This is a genomic window from Umezawaea tangerina (assembly GCF_003002815.1).
GTDB lineage: Bacteria > Actinomycetota > Actinomycetes > Mycobacteriales > Pseudonocardiaceae > Umezawaea > Umezawaea tangerina.
The window spans coordinates 471,394-488,646 of sequence record NZ_PVTF01000007.1 but is presented as its reverse complement, the minus strand read 5'-3'; the positions used below and the strand labels follow the sequence as shown (position 1 = coordinate 488,646).

The following is a 17,253-nucleotide window of genomic DNA, read 5'->3' as shown; positions in this document are numbered from 1 at the left end:
ACCCCATCGTTGCGTACATCTGTTCCTATCGGGTGTACGGTCGTCCCCATGGCCCCACCCGACCCGGCGGACGGCACCGCTCGGCGTCCCCGCAGGCACGACCCGGACCGCAAGGCGCGGATCCTGGACGCCGCCCTGGACGTCCTGGTGGAGCAGGGGACGGTCGGGATCACGCACCGGCACGTCGCCGCCCGCGCCGACGTGCCGCTCGGCTCGGTCACCTACCACTTCGCGAGCCTCGCCGAGCTGCAGGCACAGGCGTTCGCCCGCTTCGTCGAGCAGCGCGGCAGCGAGTTCGCAGCGCTCTTCGACGGCGTCCGGACCCGTGCCGAGCTCGTCGACGTGCTGGTCGACCTCGTCCACGGGAGCCCGTCCCGGCACCGCAGCGCCGTCCTCGGGTTCGAGCTGCACCTCGCGGCCCTGCGCGACCCCGGACTGCGCGCGCTGGCGGCGGGGTGGACCAGGAGCAGCCAGGAGGTCCTGGCCCGCTTCACCGGCCAGGACGACGCCGCCCGGCTGGACGCCCTCCTCGAAGGGATGATCATGCACGCGCTGCTGACCACCGAACCGCGGTCGCGGGAGGCCACGCGGACCGCGATCGCCAGGACCGTCGACCCGCGAGAGCAAGGGGGAAGCCGTGCCACCCGTTAGTCCCGTCCTCGCGGTCACCGACGCCGAGCTCGACGAGCTGCGCGCCCGGCTCACCGCCACCCGGTGGCCGACCCCGTGGCCGGTGAGCGGCTGGGCCGCGGGCACCGATCCCGGCGAGCTGCGGCGGCTCGTCGCGCACTGGGCGTCCGACTACGACTGGCGCGCCCAGGAGGCCGCCGTCAACGCGCTCCCCCACCACGTCGCGGACATCGCCGGGACGCCCCTGCACTACCTGCGCTTCGACGGCGAGCACCCCGACGCGCTACCCCTCGTGCTGACCAACGGGTGGCCCAGCTCGTTCCTGGAGCTGGCCGGGTTCGCCCGCCTGCTGGCCACGCCGTCGGCGCACGGCGGCGCCGCGGAGGACTCGTTCACCGTCGTCGTCCCGTCGCTGCCGGGGTTCGCCTTCTCGCCGCAACGGCCGTCGCTCGCGGATCCGCTGCAAACCCACGACCTGTGGCACCACCTCATGCACGACGAGCTGGGCTTCACCCGGTTCGGCGCCCACGGCGGGGACCTGGGCGCGGGCATCACCTCCCGGCTCGCCGAGGCCCACCCCGAGGCGCTGGTGGGCATCCACCTCACGGCGGTGGCGAGCCCGACCTCCTACGACCCCGCGGGGCTCACCGACCGGGAACGGGCCTACCTCGACTCGGTGGCGGCCTGGTCGGCGACGGAGGGCGCCTACCAGCACCAGCAGAGCACCCGGCCGCTCACCCTGGCCTACGGCCTCGCCGACTCGCCGACCGGCCTGCTCGCGTGGATGCTCGAGAAGTACCGCGCGTGGAGCGACTGCGGCGGTGAGGTGTCCACGCGGTTCAGCGACGACTTCCTGCTGACCCAGGCGTCCCTCTACTGGTTCACCAACACCGTCTCGACCTCGTTCCGGCCCTACTACGAGTACGGGCGGCACCTGACCAGGCGGGTCGAGCGGGTGGACGTGCCCACGGCCGTCGCGCTGTTCCCGGCCGACCTCGCGCTGCCGCCGCGCAGCTGGGCCGAGCGCACCTACGACGTCGCGCAGTACACGACGATGCCCCGCGGCGGCCACTTCGCCGCCCACGAGGAACCCGAGCTGCTCGCCCACGACCTCGTCGAGTTCTTCCGACCGCTCAGGTGAGGACCGGGACCGCGGACCGGACGGTCACCGACCACGTCCACGACGTGCCCCCGGACCCGACGGCCTGAGCCGTCGACCGGTCAGGGCGAGACCTCGGCCGCCCACTCGTTGCCCCACGCGGCGACCGCGTCCAGCACCGGGGCCAGCCGGTCGCCGATGGGGGTCAGCTTGTAGCGCACCTCGACCGGGCGGCTCGTCGTCGTCACGACCCGCTCGACGAGCGCGGCGGCCTCCAGCTCCTTGAGCCGCTGGGACAGCATCGCGTCGGTGACCCGCGGGACGCGCTCGCGCAGCTCCAGGAACCGCAGGGGGCCGGTGAGCAGCTGCTGCAGGATCACGCCGTTCCACTTGCGACCGATCAGCTCCACGGCGGCGTGGAAGTTCGGGCACGCCCCCGGATGCCCGCTCGGGCGGTCCTCGTCGGGTTCCCGCGCTGCCTCGCTCACGGTCGTCAGCGTAGCCCACCACGTTTTCCCGCGTGCTACTCTACTTTTCATAGTTCACTATGAACTAACTAGCACACTATGCAGAGGAGTGGACATGGCCGACGACAGCGCACCGGCGCCGCACGGGCGGATGCGGGAGCTCGACTTCTTCCTGGGCGAGTGGGAGGCACCGGGGGTCTTCCACGAGACGCCGTTCGGGCCCCGCAAGGAGATCGACATGCGGACCGAGGGGGCGGACGACCACCGCGGCTGGTGGATCACCCTGCGCACCACCGAGCTGCCCACCCCGCACAACCCCACACCGCTGACCGCCCGCTACGTGTGGGGCTACGAGCCCGAGACCGACGAGTTCGTCGCCGACTGGTTCGACAGCAACGGCGGCCGCGCGCGGCAGCGGTCCAGGGGCTGGGTGGGCGACCGGCTGGAGTTCGTCGGCACCATGACGGTGAACGGGCGGACCGTGCCGCTGCGGGACACCTTCACCCGCCGCGGCCCCGACGCCTACCACCACGTCGGCGCGGTGGACCTGGGCTCCGGCTGGCTGCCGGTCGACGAGGAGGACGCCGTCCGGAAGTCGGGGCGATCGTGACCCTCGACATCGGCATCGCGTCCCTCACCGACGTGCAGCCGCGCACGGTCGACGGGCGCGACCGCACAGCGGCGGACCGGATCGCCCAGGTCGTCGCCCTCGCCGAGCTGGCCGACCGCGAGGGCCTGGACCACGTCGGCGTCGGCGAGCACCACAACCCCGACTTCGCCGTCTCCTCCCCCGCCGTCGTGCTCGCCGCCATCGCGGCGCGCACGACACGGGTCCGGATCACCAGCTCGGTGAGCACGCTCAGCGCCCTGGACCCGGTGCGGCTGCACGAGGACTTCGCGACGCTGGACCTGGTCAGCTCCGGCCGCGCCGAGCTCACCGTCGGGCGCAGCGCCTACCCGGAGCCGTTCGCCCTGTTCGGCTACGACATCGCCGACTACGAGGCCCTGTTCGACGAGAAGCTCGACCTGCTCCTGCGGATCCGGGCCTCCGACCGGGTCACCTGGCGGGGCCGGTTCCGCAGCCCGCTCGCCGACGCCGCCGTGGTCCCCCGGCCCGTGCAGCCGGTCCTCCCGGTGTGGCTGGGCGTCGGCGGGACGCCGGGCAGCGCCGCCCGTGCCGGACGGCTCGGGCTGCCGATGATCCTCGGGTACATCGGCGGGAGCCCGGACCACTTGGCCCGCCTCGCGGACGTCTACCGCGAGGCGGGCGAGCGGGCCGGGCACGCCGACCGGCTCCGGCTGGGTGTCGGCCTGCACTTCTTCGCCGCGCCGACCATGCGCGAGGCGTTGGCGACCTACCCGCACTACCACGACTTCCTGCGCCCCAAGCACCCCGGCGGCGGCGGTTTCACCGTGACGCCCGAGCAGTTCCGCGCGGGTGTCGAACCGGGGCGCCACCTGATGGTCGGCACCTCCGAGCACGTCGCGGAGAAGCTCGTCGACCTGGTCGACCGGGTGGGGGTCGACCGCGTCCAGGCGCTCGTGGACTGGGGCGGACTGCCCGAGGCGGCGGTGGAGGACTCCGTCACCCGCCTCGCCCACGAGGTCGCGCCCCTGGTCCGGGCGCACACCGCGCGGGCCACCGCCCGGTCGTGACGTCCGGCTAGCGGATCCCGTCCCACAGCAGGCGTTCGCCGCGGGCCAGGTCGTGGACCACCTGGACCTCGTCGGTCAGCAGGGCGGTGGTGCGGGTGTGGGGTGTGTAGGGCGCCCAACCGGGGTCGCCGTCGGTGATGAACGTGACCCACGTGCCGTGCAGGGTGTCGGCCACGGCCTGCGACGGCGTGTCGCCGATGAGCGGGCGGAAGTCCTCGCGGGCGATCGTGTCGAACACGAACGGGAGGTCGACCGCGTGGCAGGCCCCGAGCCCGTGGTTGGCCTCGGGCTCGGGGTGGTCGAACCGGTACACCCAGGTCGTCGCCCCGGCCCGCGCCTCGGCCAGGCGGAGCGCGGGAACGCCGTAGTACCAGTCGGTGAGGATCGCGGCGAGCACGTCGCCGGGGCTCGCACCCGGCCGGTTGGCCCGGTAGACCGCGACGGCCTCGGAGCCCAGCCCGTAGGCGCCCGCGGTGCTCAGGAGGGCGGCGTCGTCGACGAGGACGATGCCACCGCCGGGAACCAGGACCAGCCGCGCCTCGTCGCGGTTCGACCCGACCAGCACCGGTACGCCCGCGCCCTGCCCGTCGGCGAACGCCTCCACCGGCATCCGCGGCAGCACCTCGCCGTCCACCACCGGCGCGAACGGCAGCAGGCCCACCGCGAGCTCGCCCCACCTGGCCGGGTCCGGCGCGGTCCGCACCTCGGTGACGAGGTCGGACGCGGTGCGCACCAGCCTGTCCAGCGGGACGGCCGCGATCGCCTCGCGGGTCGGCTCCACACCGAGCGCGTCGGCCAGGCTCTCGCCCATCATGACGCCCAGGCGCGGTGTGAGCACGGCCGCGGCGACACCGCTCTGCATGATCGCCCGCGCGAACAGGCCGTCCGCCAACGGCATCGACAGCAGGGCGGCGACGCTCGTGGCGCCCGCGGACTCGCCCGCGAGGGTGACCCGTGACGGGTCGCCGCCGAACGCGGAGATGTTGTCCTGGACCCAACGCAGGGCGGCGACCTGGTCGAGCAGGCCGAGGTTCGCGACCCCGTCGTCGAGGAACAGGAACCCGTCGGCGGCCAGCCGGTAGTTGATCGTCACGCACACGACGCCGTCACGGGCGAACGCGGTGCCGTCGTACCCGCCCATCGAGCCCGACCCGTTCATGAACGCCCCGCCGTGCACCCACACCAGCACCGGCAGACCGGACGCGTCCGGGTCCGGGGTCCACACGTTGAGGTTGAGGCACTCCTCGCCGGGGATCACGACCTCCGGGACCAACGGCCGGAACCGCGGCGGGTGGTCGCCCTTCGGCGAGGTCGGGCCGTACTCGGTGGCCGCGCGGACGCCCGACCAGGGCTCCACGGGCCGGGGCGGCCGCATCCGGTTCGCACCGAACGGTGCCGCCGCGTAGGGGATCCCGAGGAACGACGACACCCCGTCCAGCACCCTTCCCGCCAGCGCCCCGGCGCGGACCTCCACCACGGGGCCCGTCGACCTGCCGTCCACTGCTCCGCTCCTCCACCGCTCCTCCACCGCGAAGAGGTGCGGCGCGACGGTCGGATCGTCGCGCCGCACCCCGGTCGACGCGGTCGGTGACCGCGTCGACGTCCTGGGGTTACTTCAGCTTCGGCTTCGCGTCCGCGCAGTCGACGTCCTTGTCCGGCAGCGTTCCCGCCACGAGGAAGTCCACAGTGGCCTTGTCCGCGCAGTCGGACCCCTCGTCGTAGACGTAGTGGCCGCCGTTGTCGACACCGACGAAGGCCGCGCGACCGCCGAGCGCCTTGCGCAGTCCGAGCCCCGAGTCCCACGGGGTCGCGTTGTCGCGCCGGTTCTGCAGGACCAGCACGTTGCGCGGTCCCTTGTCGGACACCACGACCGGGCGTTCGACGGGTGCCTGCCAGAAGGCGCAGGCCGTGATGTTGACGGGCATGCCCGCGGTGAGCGGCCACTCCTTGCGGTCGGCGGCGATGCGGTCGGCGTAGTCCTTGACCTCGTGCGGCCACTCGGCGTCACCGCAGGTGATCGCCAGGAACATGGTGGACTTGTTGTCCGCGGGGATGCCCGCGACCGGGGGCTGGTCGGCGAAGACCTGCTGGAGCACCGCGGTGTCGGCCTCGGTGAGCTTGCCGTCGGCCAGGTCGAGCGAGGCCTTCCAGAACTGGGCCAACACCGGGAGGTTCTGGTTGTGCAGCAGCAGACCGTAGGTGACGCTGCGCAGCATCCCGCCGGACAGCGACAGCGGGGTGCCCGCCAGCGGCGCGGGTGTGCGGTCCAGGCGGTCGGTCAGCGCGAGGTAGGTCGCGGTGACCTCGTCGGCGGTGGCGCCGAGGCCGAGGGCGGCGTTCTCGCCCGCGGCGACCTTGGCGGCGTCGGGGAAGCGTTCGGCCATGCCCTTGCCCCACAGGCCCGGCGACTGGGCCCAGACCTTGGTGGGGTCGACGTTGCCCTCCAGCACGACCCGGTCGGTCCGGTCCCCGAACAGGCCGAGGTACACCGAGCCCAGGTAGGTGCCGTAGGACTGGCCCCAGTAGGAGATCTTCTCCTCGCCGAGCGCCTGCCGGATGCGGTCCATGTCCCGCGCGGTGTTGGCGGTGGTGAAGTGCCGGAGCGTGTCGATCTTGGTCTTGCACTGCTCCGCCGCGGCGCGGCCGTACGCGACGTTGCCGTCGATGGAACCGTCCGCCGCCGGGTAGGGGAACAGCGAGAACACGTTGGTGTCCTTGAGCCCGCAGCTCTGCGGGGTGCTGTTGAACACGCCGCGGGGGTCGAAGCCGATCAGGTCGAAGCCGTCGAGCACCGACGCGGGCAGGCTGCTCGCGAGCTTGCCGGGCATGTCGAGGCCGGAGTCGGCGGGGCCGCCGGGGTTCATCAGCATGACGCCGTGCCGCGAGCCCTGCTTGGCGGTGGGGAGCTTGGACACCGCCACCTCGATCGTCGGACCGCCCTCGTTCTGGTAGTCCAGCGGGACGGTGACCTTGCCGCAGGTCAGGCGGGGGTCGCGGGTGGCGCCGTCGACCACGGGCGGGCACTGCCCCCAGGTGATGGCCTGCGCGGTCGACCCGGACGTGGTGGCCGCGGCGGAGCTCCCCGCCGGGCGCGGCGAGTCCTCGTCGTCCGAGTCGGAGCAGCCCGCCACCCCGGTTCCGACCAGCGCCACCGCCACCGCCACCGCGGCGAACCCCGAGCTCCGGAGGAGACCGGGTTCTCCCCTGCCGCGTGTCGTCTTCATCGTCCTGCGCCCCGCTTTCCGACCTGGCCGGACCCCGTCGATCCGCCGCTGTTGTGGTGCGGACGAAGCTAACGAGCGACCGACCCCCGGCACGTCCCCTCGGCGTGGACACTTCGGGTAGCTCTCTTGGGGGACAAAGAACTCGACACGGGCGCGCGGCTGGAACGGGACCGCTGCGCGACTTCCGGCCGACCAGCGCGCCGTCCGGATCCGCGGCGACGGCAAGGGGATGACGACTTCGTTGCCCACCAAGGAGTTCCACGCGGGAACGCGCTCTCGGCGCGCCCCTCACGATCCGAGGACGTCCCGGTAGACGTCCGCGGAGACGTTCCGCCCGGTGAGGACGAACACCGTCGTGCGGCCGGGCTCGGGCACCAGCTTGCCCGCCAGCGCGGCGGCCACCCCGACGGCGCCCGAGCCCTCGACCACGAGACCGTGGTGCCGGAACAGCCAGCGCATGGCCGCCCGGATCTCGTCCTCGCTCACTGCCAGCAGGCGTTCGGCGTGCGCGCCGATGACGCCGAACGTGACGCACGGGTCGTCGAGGTTGCCCGCCAGCCCGTCCGCGAGGGTCGCGCCGACCGGCACGGGCACCCGTCGGCCCGCCCGCACCGCGGCCGACACGGCACGCGAGGCCTCCGCCTCCACGCCGACCACCGCCATGTCCTCTCGGTCCGCCGCCCACAGGGACAGCCCGGCGCACAGCCCACCACCCCCGACACCGCACACCAGCGTCACCGGGCCCGCCACCTGCGCGGCGACCTCACCGGCGATCGTGGACTGCCCGGCGATGACGTCGACGTCGTTGTAGGCCGAGACGAACACGCCGGACTCGGCGGCCAGCGCCAGCGCGTGGCGTTCGGCGTCGTCGTAGCCGTCACCGTGCCGCACCACCTCCACCGGGAACGCCCGCAAGGCGGAGACCTTCGCCCGCGAGGCGTTCTCCGGCACCACCACGGTCACCTCCCGGCCGAGCGCCGCGGCGGCGAACGCCATGCCGAGCCCGTGGTTGCCCGCGCTCGCGGTCACGACCCGCGTGCCGTCGTCGACCGCGTTCGCCGCGACGAGCGCGCCGCGGACCTTGAAGGACCCGGTGGGCTGCACCGTCTCCAGCTTGAGGACGGCGTCGCCCAGCCCCGGTGCCGGGATCACGGGAGAGGGCACGAGGTGGCGCCGGACCACGTCACGGGCGAGAGCCAGGTCTGCGGTCGAGGGGACCCGCACGCGGTTCGCCATGGTGGTCACCCCTCGACGCTAAGTCCGACGACCTGGATGTTATTTCCAGTCTGGACGAAACGTCAAGACGCGGTCTTCGCCTCGTTGAGCAGCGTGTACACGGTCGCGCGCGAGACCCTGAGCGCGGTGGCGACGTGCTGGGTGGCACCGCGGGTGGCGAACAGGTCGGCCTCCCACAGCTCCCGCACGACAGCCAGGCGCTGCTCACGGGTGAGCGCGTCCCGCGTCAGGTGCCGCTCCCGGCACCAGGTGTCCACCACCAGCGCGATCTGCTCGCGCCAGTCGCGGTCGAACAGCACCGCGGGCCGCGGCTCGGCAGGAACAGGGGCGAGCGCGGCCAACGCCGCGATCGCCTGGTCGACCGGTGAGCGGTCCAGGTTGACGCACAGGACTCCCCGCGGCGTCCCGCCGGCGTCGGACAGGATCGCGCTCACCGACGTGGTCCGGCGGCCGTCGATCGTGACCCGCTCGTACGGACCCAGCGCGACGGAGCCGTCGTCACCCGCCGGGAGCTCGGAGAGCAGCGAGTCGTCGCCGGGCCGCCGGTTCGAGGAGCCGTTCCAGACGGCCAGGACGCGGTCCCGTTCCAGGTCGTGCAGCACGATCTCGCCGTGGGGGTGCAGCAGCAGCGCCAAGGCCTCGACAACGGGTGCCACGGGGTCGAACCAGCTCGGCAGCGACGTCATCCGGACACCTTAGCCGGCGGCCCGCCCGTCGGACCGAGTCCACAGAGGACTTGCCAGCCCGCGCCGCCGGGCGGTGCCATGTTGCCCTGCCGCTCGCGCAGCAGGTTCAACGTCCGCCGGTCCCTGGCGATCGAGCTCCGCAGCCGGTCGATGTGCGCGGCGAGGATCTCGCGGGACCGCGGGCACCCGTCGAGCTCACCGTCGGCGGTCAGGCACGGGCGCAGGACCACGACGTCGTCCACGGTCAGCCCGGAGGACAGCAGGCGCTTGACCACCCGCACCCACTCGACGTCCGACTCGGCGAAGTCGCGGTAGCCGTTCGCGCACCGCGTCGAGTCCAGCAGCCCCGCCCGGTCGTAGTGCCGCACCGACCGCGCCGACACACCGGACCGCTCCGCGAGCTCACCGACCGGCGGGCGGGCGACGCCACCGCGGTCTTCGACGCCCTGCTGCGCTTCGGGCTGGCCCAGGACCGCCGCTACGACCCCGGCGCCGTCGCGCTGTTCGAGTCCGCCTCCACCGAGGACGCCGTCCTCGACTTCCGCCCGGCGGCCGCGACCTGCGGCATCGACGTACCGCTCATGCGCGGCCGCGACATGATCACCTCGATCATCATGGACCCCGCGACCCGCCTGGACACCACGCACGCCTTCGGGAACCCCCGGATCCACGTCGACGGCGACACAGCCCACCTCACCGCCCTCGTCGAGGCGCAGCACCTGCCGACCGGCGACCACACCCGCCACGCCCTGCTCAAGAACCACTACGCCGCCACGCTCCGCCACGTCGACGACCTCTGGCGGATCCACGAGGTCCGCATCGAGTGCGCCTGGTTCACCGGCGACCCCCTGGTCATCCTCGGCCGGTGACCCGCGCGGTGGACCTCAGCCCATCCACATGCCGCCGTTCACGTCGATCACAGCACCGGTGATCGACGCCGCGCCGGGCGAGCACAGCCACCCGACCGTCTCGGCGATCTCGACGGGCGAGGTGATCCGGTCCAACGGGATCGTCGCCCGCAGCGCCGCCATCTCGTCGTCCGCGAGGCGGTCGATCATCGGGGTCGCCACCGGTCCCGGCGCCACGCAGTTCACCCTGACCCGTCGCCGCGCCTGGTCCTTGGCCAGGTGCCGGGTCAGCCCGATCACCCCCGCCTTGGCGACCGCGTAGGCGGGTCCCGACAGCCGGTTCCCGCCGTGCCTGCCGTTGACCGAGCTGAACAGGACCACGGATCCGCCGTCCACGAGCAGCGGCAGCGCGAGCTTCGCGACCACGACCGCCGAGGTCAGGTTGTCGTCGAGCACCCGCCGCCACTGGTCAAGGTCGAGGTCCTCGATGCCGCCGTGCCCCACCGATCCCGCGGCGTGCACCACGGCGTCCAGCCTCGGCACGTCGGCGAGCACCGCCGCCACGGAGTCAGGGTCGGCGGCGTCGTGGCCGAGCGAGCGGTCCAGGGCGACGACGTCGCCGCCCGCGCGGCGGAACCAGTCCGCGCACGCGGCGCCGATGCCGCCCGCGCCGCCGACGACAAGTGCTGTGTGGGTCATGTCCGTTTCTAACACGCCTGGTCACGACCTTCCCGGTGACCAGGGCCACGTCGACGCGGGTGATCACCTACAATCCGCGTCCAGGGATTCGGCGCGGCGAAGGGGTGAGCGGTGAGCAGCGGACCGGGCGCCCTCACGACGGAGCCCGAGGAGGGCGAGACCAGCAGCGGCATCGCCCGCGCGCTGCAGGTCGTCTTCGCGGTGGCCGAGTCCCCCGAACCCGACGTCGGCGTCTCGGAGCTCGCCCGCACCCTCGGCATGAGCAAGACCGTGGTCCACCGGGTCGTGCGCACCCTGGTCGCCACCGGCTTCTTCGTCGTCGACGAGAAGACCCGCCGCTACCGCCTCGGCCCCGGCGCCGTCAGCGTCGGCCTCGCCGCCCTTGCCCGCCTGGAGGTCCCCAAGGTCGCCCAGCCGCACATGGAACGCCTGGTCGCCCGCACCTCCGAGACCGCGACCCTGTCGGCCCGCTACGGCGACCAGCGCATGTACCTCGCCCAGGTGCTGTCCCCCCAGGAGATCAGGATGGCCGTCCAACTCGGCCACCTCTTCCCCCTCCACGTCGGCGGCTCCTCCAAAGCCATCCTCGCCTCCCTCACCCCCGACGAGATCGACGCCTACCTGGACCGCACCCTCACCGCTGTCTCGATCACCAGCCGCGAGGAACTCGTCGCCGAGCTCTCCCGCATCCGCAGACGCGGCTACACCGTCAGCCGCGGCGAACGCCAGGTGGATGCCGGCTCCGTAGCCGCCCCCGTCTTCGACGCGACCGGCCGCGTCTACGGCTCCCTCTCCATCTGCGGCCCCGTCGCCAGGATCAGCGACGACAAGATCGCCGAATACGGCACCCTCATCACCGAAGCCGCCGCCGCCGTCTCCACCGGCCTCGGCTACCGCGGCCGCGACGCCTGACAAGAGCACAAAACCCGCCACCACCCATCCGGCACGAAGCCACTTGGGCCCCGTCCAACGGCGCCAGCCGCTGCCCTGCCCGACGGCGCAGCCGAGGCCCCCACGATGGGCGCAGCCCGCCAGCACGCATCCGGCGCGGAGCGCCCCACCGCTTTGTCGGCGCCAGCCGATGCCTCGTCCGACGGCGCAGCCGAGGATCCCCCCGATGGGCGAAGCCCGGCCCCGCGCATCCGGCGCGGAGCGCCCCACCGCCTTGTCGGACGAAGTCCGATGCCCGAGTCAGGCGCAGCCTGATGTCTGGCGAAGCCAGATCCCCCTCCGCCCCCGATAAACAGCGCCCTCCTGATCGATCTTGGTTTGTCAAGACAGCTTCACCGTCTTGACAAACCAAGATCGATCATTGGAACAATCGCGCGCCGGGGGCCGGGCTTCTCACGGGCGATCCCCGTTCCGCCTAGCGGACCCCCACGAACCCCCACCGGACACACGGGACACACCCCCACCCAGCGCTCCCCGAGCACATCCCCCCATCCCGTGCCACAGTCCAATCTCACCGTCCGCAACCAGTCCACTCCGGACTGTCCACCCACCCATCTCTTCTTGCTGAATAAGCCCCCCACCTCCTTGACCCTGCCCAAAAACGATGCTTAGCATACCGCAATCCGGTACGGCGTTCCGCTAAGCGACACAGGCGGGACATCCAGGGTTGGCGTGGAGGTCACCGAATGGCGAGCGAACCGCAGGCAACGAAAGCCCCGCATGCAGCGACCGACCCGCAGACAGCGACCAACCCACAGACAGCCACCAACACACAGACAGCCCCCGACCCACGGACAACCACCCCACCCGGAACACGCCGCGACACCGGCCCCCGGTGGCTGCTCTGGGTCACCACCCCGCTGATCCTCGCGGCCTTCATCGGCGGCTGGAAGCTCTACACGATCTTGTTCGACATCGGGGAGCTGATCCTCCCGCCGCCGGAGGACGTCTGGTCCGCGCTGGTCGAGCTGCTCGGCCAGCCGATGATCTACCAGGCCACCTACGTCACGTTCTACGAGACGATGGTCGGCTTCCTCATCGCGGTCGTCGTGGGCGTCACGTTGGGCATCGTGCTCGGCAAGGTGCGTTCGCTGGAGAGGGTGCTGTCGCCCTTCCTGGTCGCGACGCAGGTCGTCCCCAAGGTCGCCATCGTCCCGCTGCTGCTGTTGTGGTTCGGGTTCGGGCTGACCTCGAAGATCTTCATGGCCGCGATCATCAGCTTCTTCGTGATGACGCAGAACACCATCCTCGGGATCCGCTCCATCGAGCCCGGCCACCGCGACCTCATGCGGGTGATCCAGGCGCCGTGGTGGAAGCGGGTCGTCTCGCTGGACATCCCGGCCGCGCTGCCCGCCGTGCTCACGGGCATCGAGCTCGGCATCGTCTTCGCCATCACCGGCGCCATCGTCGGCGAGTACCTCGGTGGCGACGAGGGGTTGGGGGCGCTGGCCACGGTCATGCTCGCCAGCCTGCGGACCGACCAGCTGTTCGCCGTCGTGATCATCATGACGCTGCTCGGATTCCTGCTCTACGCCGTGGTCGCCGGCATCCGACGATTCGCGATCCCCTGGCACGAGTCGTCGGGGCGTGCCACCTCCCTCTAAGCCGGAACCCAGGAGAAGCACCATGGACAGACGTTCTTTCCTCCGCGCTGGCGCGTTCGCCGTCACGACCGCCGCGGGCGGCACGTTCCTGATCGGATGCGCACCCACCACCCGCAACGACGCCGCGAACAGCACCGGGGACCAGACCCTCCCCGAAGTGGCGTTCGTGACGCCCTTCCAGCACATCATCAACTACATCGACGTGTACGTGGCCGTCCAGGAGGGCTTCTTCGAGAAGGAGGGCCTGCGGGTCAAGCCGATCGGCGGCACCGGCACGGCCAGCTCCATCTCCCAGGTCACCGCCGGGCAGGGCATGTTCGGCAAGGGCGCGGCCGTGATCACCTCGCCGCTCATCCTCGACACCGGCGCCGAGATCATCACCATCGGGCAGAACGACCAGGTCAGCCAGTACAGCGTCGCGTCCGACCCGACCAAGCCGCTGAACAGCCCCGCCGACTGGCAGGGCAAGACCATCGGCGTCATCTCCAAGGGCGGGACGACCGAACTCCTGCTCGACGCCATGTCCGTGACGGCGGGGCTCGACCCCACGAAGGTGCGCAAGGTGGTCACCGGCGCCGACGTCGGCTCGCTGGAGTTCCTCAAGCGCGGCGAGGTCGACGGGTTCATCACCTTCCTCGGTTCCGAGACCGCGCTCCGGCAGCGCGGCGTCGAGCTGAACTACCTCAACACCGACAAGTTCGCCAAGATGCCGGGCGACTCCTACTTCGTGAAGAAGTCCGACGCGCAGTCCAAGGGCGAGGAGATCACCGGCTTCCTGCGCGCGTGCCGCAAGGCCTACGAGTTCACCGAGGACAAGGCGAACCTGGACAAGGTGCTGTCCGCGATGGGCGCGTTCAACGCCGTCGAGGTGTCGGACAAGGAGGTGGCACGGCTCAAGATCGAGGCGCAGGCGAAGCTGTGCAAGCCCGCCAACGGCAAGTACCTGTCGATCGACATGCCCGCGTGGGAGTCGGCGCTGGAGCTGATGCGCAAGTCCGGCATCGTCAAGGACAAGAGCCGCCCGCTCTCCGACATCGTCACCGCCGAGTTCGTGGACAAGGTCTGACCCGGATGGCCGAGCACATCCGGACGGACCTGCTGGTCGTCGGCGCGGGCACGGCAGGTCTGCCCGCCGCGATCGAGGCAGCGCGGCACGGGCTGCGGGTGACCGTGGTCGAGCAGGCGGACCAGCCCGGCGGCACGCTCTGGCGCTCGTGGGCGCAGATGTCGGCGGGCGGCACCGCGCTCCAGCTCTCGCGCGGCATCCACGACACCCCCGAGCTGCACTTCGACGACGTCATGCGGATCAGCAAGCGGACCGCGGACCCGGCGCTGGTGCGGCTGGCCGTCGGGCACGCGCCGGAGGCGGTCGACTGGCTCATGTCGGCCGGGTTCGACATGGACCCGGACGCGCCGGCGATCCTGTACTTCCACGAGCCGTACTCGGTCCCGCGCACGTACTGGGGCCGCAACGGCGGCCGGTCCGTCCTGGAGGTCCTGCTCCCCCGGCTGGAGCGGGCCTGCGCGGACGGCACGGTGACGCTGCTGCTCAACACCACGATGACCGCGTTGCGCACCGACGGCCCGGACCGGGTCGCGGGCGCGACGGTCACCGGCCCCGACGGCGCGGTGACCGACATCGACGCGACCACCGTCGTGCTGACCAGCGGCGGGTACTCCGGCAACGCCGAGCTGTTCCCCCGGCTCACCGAGGGGGCACCGCTGGCGGGTCCCGGCGCGCCGACGTCCACGGGCAGCGGTCTGCTGGCCGCCGTCGAGGTCGGCGGGAGCGTGCGCGGCGGCGACAAGTTCCTGCCCACCTACGGCGGCGTGCTGCTGCGGGACAGTCCGTCCAGGACGGTGCCGCTGGACGACTACCCGTCGCTGACCCCGCAGTCGCGGCAGCCGTGGGAGATCCACGTCAACGAGAACGGCGAGCGGTTCGTCGCCGAGGACGCCGAGAGCGTGGACGTCCGGGAGAACGCCCTGCTGGACCAGCCGGGGCTGCGGTTCTGGATCGTCTACGACGACGTCGTGCGGCGCAAGGCTCCCCCGCTGCTGCCGGGGTGGTCGTCCGAGGACCTGGCCGCCGCGTTCGCCGACCACCCGTCGTTCACCACGGCCGACACTCTCGTCGGACTGGCCGAGGCCGCCGGGATCGACGCGGTGGGCCTGGTCGGCGCGGTCGGCGAGTACAACGCCGCCGTCGCCTCGGGCCGGGACGCGCTGGGGCGCGCGCACCTGCCGCTGCCCATCGAGCACGGACCGTTCTACGCCGTGCTGAACCACGGCACGACGCTGAAGAGCCCCGCCGGGCTCGTCGTGGACGGCGACCTGCGGGTCGTCGGCCGGGACGGGCCGTTCACCAACCTCTTCGCCGCGGGAGAGGTGCTCGGCGGCAGCGCGCTGTCGGGCAAGTCGTTCGTCAGCGGCATGAGCGTGACCCCAGCCCTCGCCTTCGGCCGTCTGCTCGGCCGTCGCGCGGCGGGCGTCGACACCACCTCCGGGAGGCAGTGATGTGGGACCGGTCCGATGTGGACTTCATCCACAGCTCCGACGTGCCGTGGCTGGCGGTGCCGGACGGCGAGTTCGGCGCCGCGAGCGGCGGTCGCAAGCGGCTGCTCAGCCGCGACCCCGGTGACGGGGCCGAGACGTCCGTGGTGCGCCTGGTGGACCGCCACCGCGGTGTGCTGGCCGCCGAGGCCGACGTGTTCGTGCTGTCCGGCGCGGGCACGCTGGACGGGAACCCGGTGGAGGTCAACGACTACGTCCACCTGCCCGCGGGCAGCGAGGTCGACCTGGTCGCCGGTGTGCGCGGCCTGGTGCTCTACTGCGGCTTCTGGGGACCGCCGGTGTTCGGGGCGGGTGCGGGCGGCGAGCGGGCGAAGGTGACCCGCACCGAGCTGCTGAAGTGGAAGCCCGCCGAGTGGAGCGGCGACGTGAAGCTCGACCCCGGTGCGATGGCCAAGCCGTTGCGCGAGGACGACAGGGCGTTCATCTACCTCGCGGGGATGATGCCGGGCTGGCGCTCGGAGGCCGAGGAGTCCCACCCGGTCTACGAGGAGTCGTTCAAGATCCACGGTGACGTGCTGATGGGCGCGCGGGGTGTGATGCGCGAGGGCGCGTACTTCTTCCGCTCCCCCGACGTCTTCCACGGGCCGCTGTACTCCCGCGGCGGCACGATGTCGTTCATCCGCTCGGACAAGGCCACCACCACCGAGTACCGGGACCCGCCCGCGGGCGGCGCGTGGGACGAGCTGGCGAGGCGGGCGTATGGCGACTGACACCGCGGGCACCACGACCACGACCAGCCAGGGGAGTTCGATGAGCGAGGCGAACAGCGGCCCACCGAGGGTGGCGGGCTCCGGCGCGGCCATCTCGGTGCGCGGGATCGGCAAGACCTACCAGGCGAGCGCGGGTCCGGTGCGCGCGCTGCTGCCGACGGACCTGGAGGTCGCGCCCGGCGAGTTCGTGGTGCTGCTGGGCCCGTCGGGGTGCGGCAAGACCACCCTGCTGCGGATGCTGGCCGGGCTGATCTCCCCGACCGAGGGCACGATCGGCATCGGTGACAAGCCGCTGTTCACCGGTCGCAACAGCACTCCCGACCGGGACGCGCTGGGGTCGCTGGGCTTCGTGTTCCAGGCGCCGAACCTGATGCCGTGGCGGAAGGTGTGGCGCAACATCGCCCTGCCGTTGGAGGGCAAGGGGACCACCCGCGCCGAGCGGCGGGAGCGGGCCGCCGAGATGGCGCGGCTGGTGGGGCTGGGCGACTTCCTCGACCACTACCCCAAGGCGCTCTCCGGCGGCATGCAGCAGCGGGTCGCCATCGCCAGGGCGCTGATCCACCGGCCGTCCATCCTGCTGATGGACGAGCCGTTCGGCGCGCTGGACGCGATGACCCGCGACCAGATGAACCTGCTGCTGCAACAGCTCTGGCTCGACACCGGCAAGACGATCGTGCTCGTCACGCACTCCATCACCGAGGCGGTGTTCCTGGCCGACCGCGTGGTGCTGCTGTCGCAGCGCCCCGGCCGCGTGCAGGACGTCGTGGACGTGGACTTCGCCCGGCCGCGCGACCTGGCCGTCACCGCGGAGCCGCACTTCGGCGAGCAGGTCGGCCACCTGCGCAAGCAGCTCGGCGGCCACCGGTGAC

Annotated in this window: 18 protein-coding genes; 11 read left to right on the top strand and 7 right to left on the bottom strand. The window is 72.2% G+C overall.

Translation table 11 applies throughout. The features are described from left to right. Positions 1-48: 48 nt before the first annotated feature. On the top strand, positions 49-651 hold the full coding sequence (locus CLV43_RS25035; protein ID WP_106189696.1) for a TetR/AcrR family transcriptional regulator: 603 nt from the start codon (positions 49-51) through the stop codon (positions 649-651). Continuing rightward, positions 638-1,771 carry an epoxide hydrolase family protein gene (locus CLV43_RS25030; protein ID WP_106189695.1) on the top strand — a complete coding sequence of 378 codons (1,134 nt, stop codon included), beginning with the start codon at positions 638-640 and terminating at the stop codon, positions 1,769-1,771. Before CLV43_RS25035 ends, CLV43_RS25030 begins: the two co-directional genes overlap by 14 nt. An 80-nt stretch (positions 1,772-1,851) precedes the next feature. Here CLV43_RS25030 and CLV43_RS25025 read toward each other — a convergent pair whose 3' ends face one another. Beyond that, on the bottom strand, positions 1,852-2,217 hold the full coding sequence (locus CLV43_RS25025; RefSeq protein ID WP_245886939.1) for a winged helix-turn-helix transcriptional regulator: 366 nt from the start codon (positions 2,215-2,217) through the stop codon (positions 1,852-1,854). Positions 2,218-2,311: 94 nt separating this feature from the next. Between CLV43_RS25025 and CLV43_RS25020 the strand changes: the two genes are divergently transcribed. Together CLV43_RS25020 and CLV43_RS25015 are read left to right on the top strand one after the other, a co-directional pair. After that, positions 2,312-2,806 (top strand): hypothetical protein, encoded by a 495-nt coding sequence (locus CLV43_RS25020; protein WP_245886938.1) that lies wholly within the window; start codon positions 2,312-2,314, stop codon positions 2,804-2,806. Continuing rightward, positions 2,803-3,852: an LLM class flavin-dependent oxidoreductase gene (locus CLV43_RS25015; RefSeq protein WP_245886936.1), complete on the top strand. Its 1,050-nt coding sequence runs from the start codon at positions 2,803-2,805 to the stop codon at positions 3,850-3,852. The genes CLV43_RS25020 and CLV43_RS25015 overlap by 4 nt, the downstream gene beginning before the upstream one ends. Before the next feature lie 7 nt (positions 3,853-3,859). Here CLV43_RS25015 and CLV43_RS25010 read toward each other — a convergent pair whose 3' ends face one another. From CLV43_RS25010 to CLV43_RS24990, 5 genes are all read right to left on the bottom strand, one after another. Beyond that, entirely contained in the window at positions 3,860-5,353 is a 1,494-nt protein-coding gene (locus CLV43_RS25010) for a carboxylesterase/lipase family protein (protein WP_106189838.1), read from the bottom strand. A 109-nt stretch (positions 5,354-5,462) separates the two neighbouring features. Next, positions 5,463-7,076: an alpha/beta hydrolase gene (locus tag CLV43_RS25005; RefSeq protein ID WP_106189693.1), complete on the bottom strand. Its 1,614-nt coding sequence runs from the start codon at positions 7,074-7,076 to the stop codon at positions 5,463-5,465. A 288-nt stretch (positions 7,077-7,364) separates the two neighbouring features. Next, on the bottom strand, positions 7,365-8,312 hold the full coding sequence (locus CLV43_RS25000) for a threonine ammonia-lyase (RefSeq protein WP_106189837.1): 948 nt from the start codon (positions 8,310-8,312) through the stop codon (positions 7,365-7,367). A gap of 62 nt (positions 8,313-8,374) precedes the next feature. Then, positions 8,375-8,998: a helix-turn-helix transcriptional regulator gene (locus CLV43_RS24995; protein ID WP_106189692.1), complete on the bottom strand. Its 624-nt coding sequence runs from the start codon at positions 8,996-8,998 to the stop codon at positions 8,375-8,377. Continuing rightward, complete coding sequence (locus tag CLV43_RS24990) at positions 8,995-9,381, bottom strand: MerR family transcriptional regulator (protein ID WP_170155997.1); 387 nt, start codon at positions 9,379-9,381, stop codon at positions 8,995-8,997. The genes CLV43_RS24995 and CLV43_RS24990 overlap by 4 nt, the downstream gene beginning before the upstream one ends. Here CLV43_RS24990 and CLV43_RS24985 point away from each other — a divergent pair. After that, positions 9,358-9,867 (top strand): nuclear transport factor 2 family protein, encoded by a 510-nt coding sequence (locus CLV43_RS24985; protein WP_106189691.1) that lies wholly within the window; start codon positions 9,358-9,360, stop codon positions 9,865-9,867. The two genes, CLV43_RS24990 and CLV43_RS24985, sit on opposite strands and share 24 nt — an antisense overlap. Positions 9,868-9,882: 15 nt before the next feature. On the opposite strand, the gene CLV43_RS24980 is transcribed toward CLV43_RS24985, so the two are convergent. Continuing rightward, positions 9,883-10,545, bottom strand: coding sequence for an SDR family NAD(P)-dependent oxidoreductase (locus CLV43_RS24980; protein WP_106189690.1), 663 nt, complete (start codon positions 10,543-10,545; stop codon positions 9,883-9,885). A 111-nt stretch (positions 10,546-10,656) separates the two neighbouring features. Here CLV43_RS24980 and CLV43_RS24975 point away from each other — a divergent pair, with 111 nt between their 5' ends. The 6 genes from CLV43_RS24975 to CLV43_RS24950 all read left to right on the top strand — a co-directional run bounded on the left by CLV43_RS24975 (position 10,657) and on the right by CLV43_RS24950 (position 17,252). Then, a complete protein-coding gene (locus CLV43_RS24975; RefSeq protein WP_106189689.1) occupies positions 10,657-11,457 on the top strand; it encodes an IclR family transcriptional regulator in 801 nt (266 codons plus the stop codon). A gap of 944 nt (positions 11,458-12,401) precedes the next feature. Continuing rightward, positions 12,402-13,100: an ABC transporter permease gene (locus tag CLV43_RS24970; protein ID WP_245886934.1), complete on the top strand. Its 699-nt coding sequence runs from the start codon at positions 12,402-12,404 to the stop codon at positions 13,098-13,100. A gap of 22 nt (positions 13,101-13,122) precedes the next feature. Then, positions 13,123-14,166, top strand: coding sequence for an ABC transporter substrate-binding protein (locus tag CLV43_RS24965; protein WP_106189688.1), 1,044 nt, complete (start codon positions 13,123-13,125; stop codon positions 14,164-14,166). A gap of 5 nt (positions 14,167-14,171) precedes the next feature. Beyond that, positions 14,172-15,617 carry an FAD-dependent oxidoreductase gene (locus CLV43_RS24960; RefSeq protein ID WP_106189687.1) on the top strand — a complete coding sequence of 482 codons (1,446 nt, stop codon included), beginning with the start codon at positions 14,172-14,174 and terminating at the stop codon, positions 15,615-15,617. Then, positions 15,617-16,384 (top strand): DUF4437 domain-containing protein, encoded by a 768-nt coding sequence (locus CLV43_RS24955; protein ID WP_106189686.1) that lies wholly within the window; start codon positions 15,617-15,619, stop codon positions 16,382-16,384. The genes CLV43_RS24960 and CLV43_RS24955 overlap by 1 nt, the downstream gene beginning before the upstream one ends. Continuing rightward, the gene (locus CLV43_RS24950; protein WP_245886931.1) at positions 16,374-17,252 is read left to right on the top strand and encodes an ABC transporter ATP-binding protein; all 879 of its coding nucleotides are present in this window, start codon (positions 16,374-16,376) and stop codon (positions 17,250-17,252) included. The genes CLV43_RS24955 and CLV43_RS24950 overlap by 11 nt, the downstream gene beginning before the upstream one ends. The last annotated feature ends 1 nt before the right edge of the window (position 17,253 follow it).